General features: G+C 64.7%; 16 protein-coding genes. 3 read left to right on the top strand and 13 right to left on the bottom strand.

Annotated features, from left to right (window positions below; all coding sequences use genetic code 11):
* Positions 1-14: 14 nt before the first annotated feature.
* Entirely contained in the window at positions 15-596 is a 582-nt protein-coding gene (locus LC092_RS00150; RefSeq protein WP_224803845.1) for a MarR family winged helix-turn-helix transcriptional regulator, read from the bottom strand.
* A gap of 221 nt (positions 597-817) precedes the next feature.
* On the opposite strand from LC092_RS00150, the gene LC092_RS00145 reads away from it, so the two are divergent.
* The gene (locus LC092_RS00145; protein WP_224803843.1) at positions 818-1,150 is read left to right on the top strand and encodes a YciI family protein; all 333 of its coding nucleotides are present in this window, start codon (positions 818-820) and stop codon (positions 1,148-1,150) included.
* A gap of 25 nt (positions 1,151-1,175) precedes the next feature.
* On the opposite strand, the gene LC092_RS00140 is transcribed toward LC092_RS00145, so the two are convergent.
* From LC092_RS00140 to LC092_RS00095, 10 genes are all read right to left on the bottom strand, one after another.
* On the bottom strand, positions 1,176-1,973 hold the full coding sequence (locus LC092_RS00140; RefSeq protein WP_224803841.1) for an ABC transporter ATP-binding protein: 798 nt from the start codon (positions 1,971-1,973) through the stop codon (positions 1,176-1,178).
* A gap of 4 nt (positions 1,974-1,977) precedes the next feature.
* Positions 1,978-2,910, bottom strand: coding sequence for an ABC transporter permease (locus tag LC092_RS00135; protein ID WP_224803839.1), 933 nt, complete (start codon positions 2,908-2,910; stop codon positions 1,978-1,980).
* Position 2,911: 1 nt separating this feature from the next.
* Positions 2,912-3,880 (bottom strand): ABC transporter substrate-binding protein, encoded by a 969-nt coding sequence (locus tag LC092_RS00130; protein WP_224803837.1) that lies wholly within the window; start codon positions 3,878-3,880, stop codon positions 2,912-2,914.
* Positions 3,881-3,944: 64 nt separating this feature from the next.
* A complete protein-coding gene (locus tag LC092_RS00125; RefSeq protein ID WP_224803835.1) occupies positions 3,945-5,186 on the bottom strand; it encodes an alpha-hydroxy acid oxidase in 1,242 nt (413 codons plus the stop codon).
* Between the two features lie 19 nt (positions 5,187-5,205).
* On the bottom strand, positions 5,206-6,636 hold the full coding sequence (locus LC092_RS00120) for an FAD-binding oxidoreductase (RefSeq protein ID WP_224803833.1): 1,431 nt from the start codon (positions 6,634-6,636) through the stop codon (positions 5,206-5,208).
* Positions 6,636-7,589, bottom strand: coding sequence for a prephenate dehydratase domain-containing protein (locus LC092_RS00115; protein ID WP_224803831.1), 954 nt, complete (start codon positions 7,587-7,589; stop codon positions 6,636-6,638). Before LC092_RS00115 ends, LC092_RS00120 begins: the two co-directional genes overlap by 1 nt.
* Positions 7,590-7,748: 159 nt before the next feature.
* A complete protein-coding gene (locus LC092_RS00110; RefSeq protein ID WP_224803829.1) occupies positions 7,749-8,549 on the bottom strand; it encodes a class I SAM-dependent methyltransferase in 801 nt (266 codons plus the stop codon).
* A gap of 777 nt (positions 8,550-9,326) precedes the next feature.
* Entirely contained in the window at positions 9,327-9,770 is a 444-nt protein-coding gene (locus LC092_RS00105; RefSeq protein ID WP_224803827.1) for an iron-sulfur cluster assembly scaffold protein, read from the bottom strand.
* Positions 9,767-10,156, bottom strand: a complete 390-nt coding sequence (locus LC092_RS00100; protein WP_224803825.1) for a DUF1641 domain-containing protein — start codon at positions 10,154-10,156, stop codon at positions 9,767-9,769. The genes LC092_RS00105 and LC092_RS00100 overlap by 4 nt, the downstream gene beginning before the upstream one ends.
* A gap of 90 nt (positions 10,157-10,246) precedes the next feature.
* On the bottom strand, positions 10,247-11,437 hold the full coding sequence (locus LC092_RS00095; protein ID WP_224803823.1) for an FAD/NAD(P)-binding oxidoreductase: 1,191 nt from the start codon (positions 11,435-11,437) through the stop codon (positions 10,247-10,249).
* A gap of 234 nt (positions 11,438-11,671) precedes the next feature.
* Between LC092_RS00095 and LC092_RS00090 the strand changes: the two genes are divergently transcribed.
* Positions 11,672-12,109 carry an ArsR/SmtB family transcription factor gene (locus tag LC092_RS00090; RefSeq protein WP_224803822.1) on the top strand — a complete coding sequence of 146 codons (438 nt, stop codon included), beginning with the start codon at positions 11,672-11,674 and terminating at the stop codon, positions 12,107-12,109.
* Between the two features lie 89 nt (positions 12,110-12,198).
* On the opposite strand, the gene LC092_RS00085 is transcribed toward LC092_RS00090, so the two are convergent.
* Positions 12,199-12,987 carry a DeoR/GlpR family DNA-binding transcription regulator gene (locus LC092_RS00085; RefSeq protein WP_224803820.1) on the bottom strand — a complete coding sequence of 263 codons (789 nt, stop codon included), beginning with the start codon at positions 12,985-12,987 and terminating at the stop codon, positions 12,199-12,201.
* Positions 12,988-13,199: 212 nt separating this feature from the next.
* Between LC092_RS00085 and LC092_RS00080 the strand changes: the two genes are divergently transcribed.
* A complete protein-coding gene (locus LC092_RS00080) occupies positions 13,200-15,650 on the top strand; it encodes a GcvT family protein (RefSeq protein ID WP_224803818.1) in 2,451 nt (816 codons plus the stop codon).
* Here the strand turns inward: LC092_RS00080 and LC092_RS00075 are convergent, their stop codons facing one another.
* Positions 15,651-16,532, bottom strand: coding sequence for a LysR substrate-binding domain-containing protein (locus LC092_RS00075; RefSeq protein WP_224803816.1), 882 nt, complete (start codon positions 16,530-16,532; stop codon positions 15,651-15,653).
* Between the last annotated feature and the right edge of the window lie 64 nt (positions 16,533-16,596).

Here is a 16,596-nt window from a genome sequence, read left to right as displayed (position 1 = left end):
GGGGCCGTGTTCGGTTACCGGCCGTCCCGTTTTGCGGTGGCGTCGGCCGGATCGACGGGCGCATCCGCCGCGCCGCGCCATCCGCGCGCGAGAATTCCGGCGCTGGCGTTGTCCAGTCGCGTCAAGATGCTGTCGAGAGCGGCCAGTTCCTTCTCCGAGACGGCGCTGGTCAGATCCGCGTCGAGGCGTTTGGCAACGTCGGAAATCTCCGTGAAGGCGGACCAGCCGCTCTCCGACAATTCGATTGCCGCATATCGCCGGTCCGACCGGCCCGCCTGGCGACGCGCATAGCCGAGCTCGACAAGCTGCTTCACGGCGCGCGACACCGAGAACTGGTCGAGCCCGCCGGCCTGACAGATTTCCTTGGCACTCGCGCCGGGGCGGTTGGCGATGATCGCCATGGTGCGCCATGCGGATCGGGAAAAGCCGAATTTGGGCCCGTAATAGGCGTTGAGCACGTCGGCGACGCGGGCGGAAATCCGAAACAGCCGATAGGGCAGCCAGCTTTCAAGCTGAAGCAACTGGTCGGCGTGGCTTTCGGGGGCGGAGGTGTCGGCTTTCGAGAGATCCGACTTTTGATTGCTAATTGTTTGCATAGTGCAACCATATGCACTTTACTACGCAAAGGCAACGGTCTAATCCGCATTTATCCTACACGGATGGCGCGGGGCCCAAAGCGGACGACAAGTGTCCACCGTCCGGCCACTGCACGGGCGGCACGACAAGAACCGCCGGATACGGTGCGGGCCTTCGGCACGCACAGGGGACGAAACGTTTTCAGGAGATCATCGCCCTCAACCAGACGGGAGATCCCGACATGCCATTCGTTGTTTATTGCCTTGACCGTCCGGATGCCGGCGACCTGCGTCAGCGCACGAGAGCGGACCATCTGGACTACATGATCGCCCATGGGGATCAGGTCGCCTTCGGCGGGCCGTTGCAAACCGATGACGGGTCCAGGGTGATCGGCAGCCTGATGGTGCTGTCCCATGAGACCCGCGCGGCCATAGACAGGTTCCTCGACGCCGAACCCTATGCAAGGGCAGGCCTTTTCGCCGAGGTGCGGATTGCGCGGTTGCGTCAGATGGTCCCGGAAAATCCGCCCGGTCTGCTCATCCGGGAGCTGGAGCGCGAGCGCGGGGCCGGATAGCCCGCGCTCCCTGACATGTTGGCGATCAGGCAAGGATCAGCTGATCGTCCTCAACCTCGGACCCGGTTGTTTTCTTGAACAGGTTGAGCAGGTCGGGAACGTCATAGCCCTTGCGCTCCTCGCCATGGATGTCGAGCAGGATCCGCCCGGCATTCATCATGATCGTGCGGGTCCCGAAGTCGAGCGAGTTGCGCATGCTGTGGGTGACCATCAGAGCGGTCAGTTTCTGTTCCCCGGTGATCTCGGCGGAAAGCTCCAAGACGGTCGCCGCCGCGCCCGGGTCGAGCGCGGCCGTGTGTTCGTCGAGGATGAGGATCTTCATCGGCAGCAAGGTGGCCATCAGCAGGCTGAGTGCCTGCCTCTGGCCGCCGGAAAGCGTGCCGGCCAGGGCGCCGAGCCGCCCCTCCAGTCCCATGCCGAGGCGGGACAACTGCTCGGCCAGCTCGCGCTTCTTGCGCCCCCGCCCCAAGGCGCTGCGCAGGCCGCGCCGCCCTCCGCGGCTTGCGGCGAGCGCCAGGTTTTCCTCCACCGTGAGCGAGCTGCAGGTGCCGGCGCGCGGCTCCTGGAAAACCCGCCCGATCATCCCGGCGCGCTGCTCGGTCGGCCGGCCGGTAACGTCGTGACCGTCGATATAGATGCCGCCGCTGTCGAGGCGCACATCCCCGGCCACAGCCGAAAGAAGCGTCGACTTGCCGGCGCCATTGGTGCCGATCACCGTGACGAATTCCCCCTCCTCGATGTCGAGATCGACACCCCGAAGGGCCGGCACCGCCAGCGGCGTGCCGGGGTTGAAGGTGACATAGGCGTCGCAGACACTGAGCATGCGCTTATCCCTTCTGCGGTTGCGGTTGGGTGACCTGGCGTCGCAGCCACGGCCACAGCCGGAACCGGCTGTTGCGCCGCGCCTGCGAGAGAATGACGGCGACGGCGACGACGACGGCGGTCACCAGATTGAGGTCCTGCGCCTGGATGCCGAGGAACCCGGCACTGAGGGCGGCGGCGATGAAAAGCCGATAGAGAACCGCACCGACCAGGCACCCAAGGGTCGCCCAGGCAACCTTGATCGACCCGAACAGGGTTTCGCCGATGATCAGTGCGGCGAGGCCGGTGACGATCGTTCCGATGCCGAGCGAAACATCCGCAACGCCCTGGCTCTGAGCAAACAGCGCCCCGGCAAGACCCACGAGCCCGTTGCTCAGCGTCATGCCGATGATCGTCATGCGTCCGTTGTCGACAGACTGCGCCCGCGCCATGACCGGATTTTCACCGCTGGCGCGAACCGCAAGGCCAACCTGCGTGCCCAGGAACCAGTCGACCAGAAGCTTCATGGCAACCGCGATGACCAGAAGGATAACGCTGTTGGTCCACAGGCCGAGGTCGATCAGGTTCCCGATTGGCGTGAAGATCGTTTCCTCGCCGTAGAGCGAGATGTTCGGCCGGCCCATCACGCGCAGGTTGATGGAATAGAGCGCGACCATCGTCAGGATCCCGGCCAGAAGGTTCAGGATCTTGAAGCGGACGTTGAGATAGGCGGAAACGAACCCCGCGCAGCATCCCGCCACCGTTCCGATGGCGGTCGCCACAAACGGGTTGATGCCGTGAACGATCGCGACCGCGGTGGCGGCAGCCCCCAGGGGGAAGCTGCCGTCGACAGTCAGGTCGGGGAAGTTGAGGACGCGAAAGGAGAGATACACCCCGAGCGCCACGAGCGAGAAGAGGAGCCCGGCTTCGATCGCGCCGGAAAGGGCAAGGGCGCTCATCCTATTCGACAACCTTCTTGGCGGTTTCCAGCAGGGCGTCGGGCAGGGTCACGCCCATGGCAGCGGCCGAGGTCCTGTTCAGGTAAAGGTCCTGGGTGTCGAGCGTTCCTACCGGGATCGCGCCGGGGCTTTCGCCCTGGAGAATCCGGATCGCCATCTCGCCGGTCAGGCGCCCGAGCTTGTAGTAGTCGAAGCCAAGGGCGGCGAGGGCGCCACGCTCGACCGAGGTCGTGTCGCTGGCAAAGACCGGGATCTTCGCCTTCTTGCCCACGTTCACAACGCTTTCCACCGCGGCCACGACGGTGCTGTCGGTGGGAATGAGGATCGCATCGGCGCGCCCGGCAAGGCTGACGGCGGCATCGGCGACCATGGCGGTCTGGGAGGCGGTGCTTTCCTCAAGCTTCAGCCCGAGGGCCTCGATCTCCAGCTTCAGGGCCGCGACCTGCGAAACGGAGTTGGCTTCGCCGGCATTGTAGATGACGCCGATTGTCGTGACGTCCGGGACAAGCGACTTGATCAGTTCCAGCGTCGGGCCGAACGGCTGCTTGTCGCTGGTTCCGGTGATCGTTCCGCCGGGCGCCTCGAGGCTGGCGACGAGCTTGGCCTCGACCGGGTCGGTCACGGCGGCGAAGACAACGGGAATGTCGCCCGCAGCGCTTTGCAGCGCCTGCGCCGACGGAGTGCTGATCGCGATCAGGAGATCCGGCTTCAGGCCGGCGAACGCCTTGGCGATCTGCAACTGCGTCGGCATGTTGCCCTGGGCGCTCTGGACGGTGATGTCGAGGGTCTCGCCCTCCGTGTATCCGCCCTCCGCCAGCGTATCGACGATCCCCATCCGCGCCGCGTCGATGGCCGGGTGATCGACGATATAGGTGATCGCGACCTTGGTCGTCTCCGCGCTCCATGCCGGAGCAGCGGTCGCGCACAGGAGGAGCGCCGCAGCGCATGCGGCCAGTTTTTGTCGAAGCATCTGACTGTTCCCTTCGGTGTCTGTTTTGCTGGAAAGGTCTGTTTTCGTAAGGTGCAAGACTGGATCAGGGCTTGGCGGCCGGCCGCTCGCCGGCAACCAGCGACAATGGACCGGAGGCCGCGCGTCGCGATGTCGGCGGCTGACCGGTCCCGGGTGCCGCGGCAATTGCGCGGGTGCGCAGCATCGAGGGTGCGAAGTCGCTTAAGCTGCGCGCGCCCATGAGCATCTGCGCGATCTCGAACTCGGTTTTCAGGATGGCGAGCGCCTGGCGGACTGCCGGCTCGCCACCGCTCGCCAGCGCATAAAGCGTGGCCCGGCCGACCTGCACCGCATCCGCCCCGAGCGCCAGGGCGCGCGCGATGTCCGTTCCGGTCCGGAAGCCGCTGTCGACCAGAAGGGTCAGGTCGGGCCCGGCCTGCGCCCGGAACTCCGCAAGCACGTCGATGGCGGCGACCGCGCCATCGAGCTGCCGGCCGCCGTGGTTGGAAATCACCAGCCCGTCGACACCGATCTCAAGGGCGTTTGCCACCTGCCCGGGGTCGAGCATGCCCTTGACGATCAAGGGGCCGTCCCAGGCATCGCGCACCCATTTGATGTCCTCCCAGCCGACCGAAGCGTCGAGCTGGGATTGCATGAGCTCGGCAATCGTATCCGTTTTCTGCAAGCCCAGTTCCGCCGCCATGACCTCCAGCTTCGGCGCGCCGGCGCGCGCCATGCGAAGGCTCCAGGCGGGGTGGGAGACAAGGCTCGCAAGCTTTGCCGGCGTCCAGCGAAACGGCAGCGAGAAGCCGTTTTTCGCATCGCGCAGGCGCCGGCCCGGAATGGCATTGTCCACCGTGACCTCAAGCGCCGCGAAGCCCAGCGTCCGCGCCCTGGCAAGCAGCCGCTTGCTGACCTCCCGGTCCTTGAACAGATAGAGCTGGAACCACTTGGTCCCGTCGCCGGCGGCCGCTACCTCCTCCATGGTCGCGGTCGCAGCCGAACTCATCACGAAGGGAATGCCGCTGGACGACGCGGCGCGGGCGAGATCGACGTCTCCGCGCGGCCAGGCCGCTCCGGCAAGGCCCGTCGGCCCGATGATCACCGGAAACCTGTGGGTCTGCCCGAACAGCGTGACTTCGCTCGAACAATCGCTGACGTCGGTGGGGGCGGACCCGAGCAGCCGGAGGCGGTCGAGCGCGCTGCGGTTTTCGGCAAGCGTGTTTTCGCTGCCGCTCCCCCCGTCGATGAAGTCGAACACGAACCGAGGCAACCGCCGGCGCGCCAGGTCGCGAAACTCGGCGATGGATTGAGGACCATGTGCCATGGATTCCGTGAGCCTCCCCTTATTCGAACGGCGGCAGGCCGCCGGCCTCGATGATTTTTCCCGGATTCATGATGTTGCGCGGATCGAGCGCCCGCTTGACCGCCGCCATCGCGCGCAAGCCGGCCTCGCCGTGTTCCTCGGCCATAAAGGCGCGTTTGCCGTAGCCGATCCCGTGTTCCCCGGTGATCGTTCCGCCAAGGGCGATGGCACGCCGGCTCAGCCGCTCCAGCAGCGTCTCGACGGCTGTCGCCTCGCGCGGGCTTTCGGGATCGAAGACGACGCACAGGTGAAAATTGCCGTCGCCGACATGACCGCAGATGGGTGCGGTCACGCCAAGTTCGGCGCAATCGCGCCGGGCGCCGTCGATCGCCTCGGCAAGGCGCGAGACCGGGACGCAGCTGTCGGTGGGGATCCCCTTGGCGCCCGGCCGCAACGCGATGGCCGCCCACCATGCGTCATGCCGCGCCTTCCAGATCCGGCCGCGCGCGTCCGCGCTGCGCGCCGTCGTTACGCTGCTTGCGGCGAAGTCCACGGCGATCTCGCCGATCCACCGCATCTGCCGGGCAACACTGTCGGGATCGCCGCTGCACTCCACGATGAGAGTGTCGCCCTCGCTCAGGCCGAGCCTGGAATAGCGCTCGATGGCGCGGATCTGGACATCGTCGAGATACTCGATCCGGGCCACTTGGATGCCCGATCCCATGATCGCGATCGCGCAGTCGATGGCCGCGGCGGAGGAGGGGAAGGCGATCAGCGCGGTCTCGACCGCTTCCGGGATCGGATGCAGCCGCAAGGTGGCGGAGACGATGACACCGAGCGTGCCCTCGGCGCCGACCATCAGCTGGGTGAGATTGTAGCCGGCCGAGGATTTGCGCGCGAGGCTTGCCGTGCGCAACACCGTGCCGTCGGCCAGCACCGCATCCACGGAGATCACGTGATCCTTCATGGTGCCATAGCGCACGGCGTTCGTGCCGGAGGCGCGGGTCGAGATCATTCCTCCAAGGGAGGCATCCGCCCCCGGATCGACGGGAAAGAACAGGCCGGTGTCGCGCAGCCAGGCGTTCAGCGCCTTCCGGGTGACGCCCGGCTGGACGCGACAGGTCATGTCGGCGACGCTCACCGGACCGATGGCATCCATCCGGGACATGTTGAGGCAGATGCCGCCGTGGAGCGCCGCGACATGTCCCTCGCATGACGTGCCGGTGCCGAAGGGAATGACGGGAACCCGGTGGGAATGGCAGGTCTGGAGGATGAAGACGACGTCCTCGACATTCTCCGGATAGGCAACCGCATCCGGCGGGCAGGCGGGCAGATAACTGGCGTCGCGGCCATGCTGCTCGCGGACCGGAAAGGCCGTCGACAGGCGCGCGCCGAGCCGGGGCGCGAGCGCGGACAGGACCAGCGCCAGTCCGTCCGGTGAAGCTGCGCGAAGGGGCTGCGGCTGCGGCATCACGACAACCCCTTGCGCAGGCCGTCGGGCCGGGAGGGCTGGCGGCTCCTGGCGCGCACGCGCGATCCGATGGCATGCATCGGATAGACGCCCAGAACGGTCTGGCGTGTGGTCTGGGCCGTGAGCGCCTCAAGCGCCCGGCGGACCTGCGGCACGTCCGGGTGACCCTCGAACTCGCACAGAAAGCGGGTCGCGACGAACTGCCCGCCGACAAGGTAGCTTTCCAGCCGGGTCAGGTTGATGCCGTTGTCGGCAAATCCGCCGACAGCGCGAAACAGCGCGCCGGGCGTATCGGTCACCTCGAACAGCAGGCTGGTCATGATGTCGTGCTGCTCCGGCGGCGGAATGACCGGTTTCGCCGCAAGCACGTAGAAGCGCGTCAGGTTGAAGGGAATATCCTCGATATTGCGCTTCAGGATCGCCAGTCCGTAGGTCTCGGCGGCGAGGCTGGAGGCCACGGCCGCAGCCCTCCGGTCGCCTCTTTGCTTGATGAGGGCTGCCGCCGTCGCCGTATTGCTCTCCGCGACAGGCGAAAGCCCGTGGGCGTCAAGAAAGCGCTGCACCTGCTTGAGGGCGACGGGATGCGAGTGCACCCGGGTGATCTCGTCCAGGGACCATCCGTGCGGGGCCACCAGGTGGAGCTCGATGGGCAGGAACACCTCGCCCACGATCGCCAGCCCGATGTCCGGCAGAAGCATATGGATGTCGGGCACCCGTCCGGCGAGAATGTTCTCGCATGGCAGCACGGCCACCTCGGCCCGGCCGCTCCGCACTGCATCGACGACCTCGAAAAGGTTTTCGCAAGCCATGCTCTGCGCATCCGGAAAAGCGGTTCGGCTGGCGATATGCGCGAAGGCTCCGGCGCTGCCATGATAGATCACGGTCCTGGGGGCGAGCCGGCTGGCGGGAAGGGGCCGCGCCGGCAGGGCAAGGCGCTTGCCGTCCAGGCGCATTGACCTGAGCTCGGCCAGGTCGCCCCGGAGGGAGCGTATCCGCAGCCCGGGCCGGACCCGGCTTCGCGGAGCGCAGCGCTTGCGTTTGCCCGACTGCAGGACGCCCGTCGCGTTCATTCTCGTGAGATGAGGCATGGTGAGGGTCCTTGCCATTGGCCATCAACCATGCGTCGGGCGGATTGCGGTCATCACCGTCATGGGCCACATCAGCGCCCAGCCCGATGCCGTTTCGCTGACGCTCAGATAGTGGTCTGCCGCCGCGAAACAGTCCTCCGCTGAATAGTCCGGCTTGGCCGAGAACAGAAGCTGGAGAAACCGGCCGATATCCTCGCGGTTTCTGAACTCCCACGGGGTGATGACCTCATCGAAGGTCGGCTGTCCCCAGCCGGTAAGCGCGCACAGGCTTTCGGCAAACTCATGGGAGAGAAAGGCGACTTCGTGCCCGGTGCTGCAGCTGCGGGCGATGAACCCGTCGAAGTAACGGGCAAGCGGGGTACCGGCGAAAATATCCGCAATCACCAGCCGGCCGCCCGGACGCGCTAGAGCGGAAAACCGCGTAAACGCCGAGGTCTTGTCGGTGACATGATGGATCGCGCCCCGGCTCCACACCGCATCGAAGCCGCTGAAGGGGATGTCGAGCACGTCGGCCGAGGCCGGTACGACGCGGATGTTTCCATGGGTGCTGTCGGCCTCGAGGCCGGAAAGCTGATCGACCGACGGATCGCTGGCGACCAGAAGCCCGTCCGGTCCGAGGCATTCGGCAATCGCCGTGCTGAAGTAACCGTTTCCGGCGCCGACCTCGAGAATGCGTTCGCCGGGACGCGGGGCCAAGCAGCGTTTCATGCAGGCAATGTCGGGCAACCACACATCGGCGTAGTGGGAGAGGGCATCCCGGTAGTCGGAGGAGCGCTTCCCGACAAATTCAATGGACTTGGAGGCTGTCTTCGCATCGGCATACATCACTCTGGTCCTTCTGAACGCGGAACGGACGTGCCGTTCGCCATCGACAATGCTGCGCGATTTCCTCCGGATTTTTCTTGGCCTTGTCGCTCCGCGTAAGCGACGGACGGTCTTGTTCGGGTTTGAATGCCGGCGCGCCCGCGGCCTGGGTTCGGTCCCGCCCGTCAGCGCCTGGCCGCCGACATTTCCCGCGCTTTGTCGCGCGTGTCCCGTCGACCGAAGCAAGCACGTTTCACGTGCTTAACCCGCTTCTTTCAACCCTGTGCACTCAGGATTATTAGCAGGCTGCTTGCATGTCAATTGCATACTGCAATTAATTATTGCACTGCAAAAAATTTGAGCAAACGCCCGCAAAGCCGTCACTTCGGAAAGGCAATCGATTGTTCGTGACGAGCAGTTTGCGCTATGCGCGGATGGCGCGCACGGAGGCCTTTGAAAAGGCGATCGCCGGAGGGGAGGGGGTAGCAACGCCGCTGTGGACCGCGAGCACGACAGCGCGGCTCATGCAGGATGGCGTCCCGAACACACTATGGCGCGATACGCTGGATGTGTCCGAATATGACGCCCGCTTTCTGCCGGGCCGACATGGCGGGTGGTCCGACCGTCCAAGGGGCAATGTCCTCGCCGACCTCGTCGAAACGACGCTCAGGCACCCAAGGGCAACGGCACAGGCTCGTTGGCGATCGCCACTCGCGATCCGGGCCACATCAGTCCCGGAGCCCACCGGTTCGCCACCACACTGCGGTTGTCGGGCTCGGGCAAACGATTGCGGATTGTTCAGGAAAAGCCGGTTTCGTCGAAGGCATCCGAGATCGCTTCGAATGGAAGCAATATCGATCCATGGCGGCTTTGAAAGCCTTGGGCCGCGACAAACATCTCAAGCGCGTTCCACGAAGCTGGGAAATGAACGTCGTCTCCGGCCAGGAGTCTTCGTAACATCTGCCCGGCAAAGAGTATGTCTGCAACAGGGGTCCCCGGACCGTTGGCGACGACGACCGCCGCCGCAGCCATTCCGAGCGTACAGGCGCGGACCCGATAGCCCAGTTCGACAAGGGTCCGGCCATCCGCCCTGACATCGAATGTCAGGGCGCTGCCACAGAGCGGGCTGCTTTTCGTGACGGTGATCGCCGGATGCGAAAGCCGGCGATCGTTGCGCACCCTTGCAGCCCAATGCCGCACCCGGTCCTGATAGAGAGCGGCAAGGTCCGCATCGGCGGTCATACCTCGCCGTCATCCTTCATTCGGCTGCCAAGCACGGCGAGGAAGCGGATCCCGAAATGCAGACCGCGACGGACATCCTCGTCGCCGGCGGCACGCAGCAGACCGAACAGTGTCGGCACCGGCAAGGTGGCCGCCTCGGCTTGTGCATAACGAGCGGCATTGCTGAGCGACCAGGCCGCGCCAATACCCTCTTCATAGGCCTTCATCAGCTTCTGGATCATGGCGTCATCGGCCATGTCCACTGCGTCCGAGGCCAGCGACAGAAGATCGACGACGTTGTGAAACCGCCCGGCCTGCAACAACGGAGCGACTTTTTCCAGAAGGTCCGCAAGCCCCTTTTCCGTGGCTTCGTCCAAGGATGCCGAACCCTGCGCGATCCGTTCCACAAGCGGTTCGGCCGCATTGGTTTCTGACATTTCAGTCGTGGATGTGCTCATTGTGTTTCCTTCCCAAAGGTTGTCGGTGATCCACCGTGATCAGATGATGCCGCGGGCAACTGACCAGTAGATCCCCCTGTTGAATGCCTTGCGAAGCAATCCGCCGACCTTGGTCGGCGGGGTCGGATGCACATCCTCGTCGTAGTCGTACCAAAGCGGCATTCCCAACTCGAGCCCCATCTGGGCGACGGCCTGGACGCGGCCGTCATAGGCATCAACCGGACGGCCGAGCCGCAGATCGCCGGCAATGTTGTTGGCGATAACGGGGGACTGGTTGTGGCAGGAACCTCCGGCCTTGCTGATCGGCAGGTCGACCGTGTCGCCCATGATGTAGGCGTTGGGGTGACCTTCGAGCTGCAGCGTCTGGCGGTCGGTGGGAAGCCAGCCTTCGTTGTTCGGCGCCTTGGATATGCCGCTCTCGATGACCGCATCGACGGCGCGGATCGGCGGAGTGCACATGAGGATGTCGAATTCCTCTTCCTTGCCCTCCTCCGACACGGCGATCTTCTTGCCAGGATCGACGGAGGCAAGGGTGAAACCGCGCTGATACTTGATGCCCTTGCTTTCGAAGACCGGCGGCAGAACCTCGCAGACTTCTTGTTGAAGGAACAAGCAGTTGCGCAGGAGCTGCGATACCGTCGGATAGGTGTAGACGATCTCGACCTGATCCCGCACCCCCTTGCGCCGGAGGTACTCGTCGACCATCAGCGTGGTTTCCATCGGCGCGATGCCGCACTGGTGCGGGACGTTCGGCGTCTTCGGGAAGTTCACAGTGATGAAGATCCGACCCTTCTCGAAGTTCCGCAGCTTTTCGGCAAGCTGACGGGCCGGGTCATACTGGTAGAAATAGTCACCGCCTTCCTTCAGGCCGGGAATGCGCTCGGGGGCGGGCAAGCAGCCGGTCGACACGACAATGTAATCGTAGCCGACGGTCTTGCCGCTCGCGGTTTTCACGCGGGATCCGGCAAAGTCGAATTCCGTCACCCTGTCGACACTGAAATTGATCTCGGGACGCAAGAGCGAACGTTGCTTGCGGCGCAGCTCACCCTCAAAAAACATGTCGAACGCCACGTACATGAATGCCGGTTTGTAGTAGTGCCAAGGGGAGTCGGACAACATGCTGACCTTGACTTCACCCCGTGAAATCTCCGGATAGAGCTTGGCAACGATACTGTTCGCGGTCATCGTCCCCCCGATGCCGCCTCCGACCACAAGTATATGTTTCGTCATGTTCTTCTCCTCCACCTTGCGCAATCGCCGGGGCCTTTGGCGAGCCTTCGTCATTGGCCGTGGGACAGTGAGGTCATTCGCCGTGGCGCATTTCGCCCTGCATTTCCAATAGCATGCGACGTCGCGCCCCGGGTTTTCGATGTTTCCATTCTGGAAAGGAGCTGATAGCCTTCAGTAGAAATGTCGATGTGCGGGAGACGCGACGGGGGGACAAGACATGCGGAAGCAACTCAAATGAATATCCGGCAGAATTTCCCGCCAGATGCGGCGGAAGAACTGCGCCGCATCGTTCAGACACAAATTATCGAATGCCTGAACCGGTTCTATGCAATCGAGACCGGATTGTGGGGTGGGCCGCTCGATGCTCTGATCATCCGGACGGTGATCGTCGGGGAGAACCAGGAGCGGCTATATGACCTGTCGGCTCTGGCCGGGGTTCTTGATCTGCCGTTGTCCACCGTCCATCGCAAGATACGCGAACTGGAAAAAGCAGGATTCCTGACGAGCGAGCGGAAGGGGCGTTCGACCTACCTCCGGCCGACGGACAAGACCTGCGTCGAGTTCGACAAGTCATTTGAGGACATGATCGGCACCTTGCAACGGCTCTATCGGCCCAGGTCGGCGCCATCGGCGGTTACGGGATCGATGCCGCTCTGGGAATCTAGGGACTGAGACGTGTCGGCGGTAGAAACGACGCGACCGCTCGTTTGACATCAGCCAGCCCATGGGGGGGGCGCCGAACCGCGGCAACAGCCGGGTCGTCAGGGTCTCCCCAGCGCGACGCGCACGGAGGCTTTTGCGAGTGCATCGGCCAGTGGGGAGGGAAGCGGCCGGTCGGTGATGAGGCGCAGGTTTTCCGGAAGCGGCGCCAGACGCACGGGCGCGGGTCGGTCGATCTTGGTGTGATCGGCGAGCAGGACCGGGGTGCGGGCCGCAGCCAGCATCGCCGTGCGCAGGGCGACGGCCTCGCGGCTGTAATCGGAGATCGCCAATCTCGAACCGAGCCCGCCGACACCGACGAAGGCAAGGTCGACGCTGTAACCGCTCAACATGTCGATCGCGTCCAGCCCGCTGGTGGATTCCTCGCCCTCGGCGAGACGTCCGCCCAGCACATGCACCGCAACCCCATGGGGGTGCAGCATAAGCGCAATCTTCAGGTCATTGGTGAAAACGCTGAGCCGCATCCCCGTCGCCACCCGTTCGACGAGGCGCTCTGCCAGCAAGCGGGTGGTCGACCCCGAATCCAGCAAGATGGTGGCGCCGTCGGGTACGAGCGCGGCAGCGGCAGCGGCAATCGCACGCTTGCCGTGCGGGTTGGTTAGGATGCGTTCCTCCACCGGCGGCTCTTCCCGGTCTCGGATCATTGCGCCGCCGCGCACCTGGCGCAGGCGGCCGGCCTGGTCGAGCAGGGAAATATCCTTGCGCAGGGTCTCGCGGGACACGCCCAGGCTTTCGCTCAACCCCCGGATCGTCACCGTCTGATGGCGTTCGACCTCATCGACAATCCGGGCGCGGCGATGTTCGGCGGGCATGAGGGGTGTCTCGCGCATCGGGGGCTTCCATCTGGTTTCAAACGCGTCCGCAAGGCCACACGCTTTGCAAGCACGCTCTATAGCATGATTTTGCCAATATTAGAAAAGAATTGCAAAATTTTGCAAAGAGTGCAGGCTGTCTTGGCAGCCATTCGGCAGGCGATCCCGGTGCGGTCAGGCGCAGGGCAGCGTGCGCCGGGGAGGGTTTGAAGGTGAGGGAGACACAACGCATGTCGCAGGAAGCAATGCCGTCTCAGGCAGAGATCGTCATCATCGGCGGCGGGATCGTCGGGGCGAGCCTTGCCTATCATCTGACGAAGCTCGGCAAGCGGGACGTGCTGCTTCTGGAGCAGGGGCAGCTAAGCGGTGGAACCACCTGGCACGCCGCCGGTCTGGTCGGGCAGTTGCGGTCCCACGAGAGCATGACCCGCCTGATTCGGGCGTCGACGGAGCTCTATGCCGGACTGGAAGCCGAAACCGGCCTGGCGACAGGCTGGAAAAACTGCGGCTCGATCACCGTGGCGCGCACCGAGGACCGCATGACGGTGCTGAGACGCACGGCCGCTTCCGCGCGCGCACAAGGCGTCGAGATCGAGGTGCTCACGCCGAAGGAGGCCGGCGACATGTGGCCGGTGATGGCGACCGACGATCTCGTCGGCGCGGTCTGGCTGCCCGGCGACGGCAAGGCCAATCCGACCGATCTCACGCAGTCGCTGGCGCGCGGTGCGCGACGCGGAGGGGCGCGGATCCTGGAGGGCGTGCGTGTTCTGGACGTCACGACGGCGGCAGGGGCGGTGACGGGCGTCGTCACCGATCGCGGGTCGGTGAAAGCGGACATTGTTGTCAATTGCGCAGGGCAGTGGGCGCGCAAGGTCGGGCGGATGTGCGGCGTTGATGTGCCGCTGCATTCGGCCGAGCACATGTATATCGTCACCGGAAAAATCGAGGGCGTGCATCCGGATCTTCCGGTGATGCGCGACCCCGACGGATACACCTATTTCAAGGAAGAGGTCGGCGGTCTGGTAATGGGCGGGTTCGAACCCGAGGCGAAGCCCTGGGGCATGGACGGCATTCCCGACGATTTCGTCTTCCAGCTCCTGCCCGACGACTGGGACCAGTTCCAGATCCTGATGGAACATGCGCTGGAGCGCGTGCCGGCGCTGGCGGAGGCCGAGATCAGGCAGTTCTACAACGGCCCGGAGAGTTTCACGCCGGACAACAACTTCATCCTGGGCGAAGCGCCGGGCCTGCGGAACTTCTTCGTCGGCGCGGGCTTCAACTCCATGGGCATCGCCAGTGCGGGCGGCGCCGGGCAGGCGCTTGCCGAATGGATCGTCAACGGCGCGCCGACCCAGGACCTGTGGCCGGTCGACATCCGCCGCTTCGACCGCTTCAACAACAACACGCGCTGGCTGCACGACCGGGTCAAGGAAACGCTCGGCCTGCATTACGCCATGCCCTGGCCGAACCGCGAGCTGGAAACGGCGCGGCCCTTGCGCAAGTCGCCGCTCTACGACCGGCTGTCGGCCAAAGGTGCGGTCTTCGGCTCCAAGATGGGGTGGGAGCGGGCCAGCTTCTTCGCCGATGAGGGCGAGGCGCGGGAGATCCGCTATTCCTTCGGTCGGCAGAACTGGTTCGAGGCGGTCGCGCGCGAACACAAGGCTGTACGCGAGGCGGTGGCGGTCTTCGATCAGACCTCCTTCGCCAAGCTGCTGGTCCAGGGACGGGATGCCCCCGCCGTCCTCAACCGGATCTGCGGGGCCGATGTCGACGTCGAGGTCGGCCGCTCGGTCTATACCGGCCTCTTCAACGACCGGGGGGGCTACGAAAGCGACCTCACCGTGTTGCGACGCGGACCGGAAAGCTTTCTCCTCGTCACCGGCACGGCGCAGGCGGTGCGTGACGCGGACTGGATCAGCCGCCAGATACCCAAGGAGGCTGCCGTCACACTCACAGACGTAACCTCCGCCTATGCGGTGCTGAGCGTGATGGGACCGCAGTCCCGCGAGCTCCTGTCGCGGCTGACCGATGCGGACCTGTCGCACGAGGGCTTTGCATTTGCGCACAACCGGGAGATCGACCTTGCCTATGCCAAGGTGCTTGCAAACCGGATGACCTATGTCGGGGAACTCGGCTTTGAGCTTTATGTACCGGCGGATTTCGCAACCGGTGTCTATGACGCCCTCTTCGAGGCCGGCGCGGATCTCGGTCTGCGGGACGCGGGATATTATGCCCTAGAAGCCCTGCGGCTGGAAAAGGGCTACCGCGCCTGGGGGCGCGACCTCGATCCGGAGGTCACGCCCTTCGAGGCAGGACTTGCCTTCGCCGTCGATTTCGACAAGCCGGGCGGCTTCATCGGCAAGGAGGCCTTGTCCGAGCAGCGCGGCAAGCCGCGCCACCGCCGCCTTGTCCAGATCGTCGTGCAGGATAGCGAGGCGGTCGCCTGGGGCGGGGAACTGGTGCTGCGCGACGGCAGGCCGGTCGGCTATCTGCGCTCCGCGGCCTATGGTTATTCGCTCGGCGGTCCGGTCGGCCTGGCGATGATCCAGTCCGATACGGCAATAGACGCGCGTTTCCTTGCCGACGGCGCCTGGGAAGTGGACATCGCCGGGGCGCGCCTTCCCGCCCGTGCGTCGTTCAAGCCCGCCTATGATCCGGCGGGCGCGCGCATCAAGGTGTGATCATCGTCCCGGCGTGAGGGGAAGCGTGTCGGCCGCGATCTCGAAAAAAGCCGAGATCAGCTTCGCTTGCGACCGTTCGGCAAGGCACAGGAGAGCCTCCTCCATGCGCATGTCGGCGTCGGTGATGACGATCTCGCGCAGGCGCGGATCGTGGCCGAACTCGGCGCGCGAGACGACACCAACCCCAAGGCCGGTGGCGACGATCTCGCGCACCGCCTCGCGACCTTCCGCCTCGATCGCCACATTGGCGACGAGCCCGCGCAACGCGACCTCCTCCTCGAACTTCTGCCGGGTTTTCGAGCCGCTTTCCCTCAGCACCAACGGTTTGGTGCAGATCTCTGAAAGCGTCGCGCCGGTTCGCTCGCTCCACGGATGATCCCGGGCGACAAAGGCGACAATGGCCTCGCTGCCCAGATGCAGCGCCTTGAAGCGGGGAAGGGTGATCACCTCGCCCAGAACGCCGACGTCGGCCGCATAGTCCTCAAGCGCCGACAGCACCGTCTCGGTATTGCCGCTGCGAATGGAGATCTCGATACCAGGATATTGCTGGCGAAACGGCGGAAGAAGATGAAGCAGGTGCAACGCACTGTCGGCAATGATCCGCAGCGTGCCGGTGCGCAGGTCGCGGGCCTCGGACAGATATTCCATCGCCTGGGTTTCCGTGTCGAACATGCGGCGGGTGATTTCGAGCAATCGCGCGCCCGTGTCGGTCAGGGAGACCTGACGTTTGTTTCGATGAAACAGGATTATCTGATACTCTTCCTCGAGCTTGCGGACCTGATCGGAGACCGCCGGCTGGGTCAGTCCCAGCGCGTCGGCGGCCTTCGAAAAGCCCCCTGAGATCGCCACGTTGTGAAAGGCTCGCAGTTGCACGTAGCGCATTGGGTCTTCCTCTTGTGGGCTCGGGTACGGCAGGCGGAACGCTTGCGTGAATCGCCAAGGGTAG

This window comes from Stappia stellulata (genome assembly GCF_020176715.1).
Taxonomy (GTDB): Bacteria; Pseudomonadota; Alphaproteobacteria; order Rhizobiales; family Stappiaceae; genus Stappia.
The sequence above is the reverse complement of the archived record's forward strand: the minus strand, read 5'-3'. Positions and strand labels throughout refer to the sequence as shown.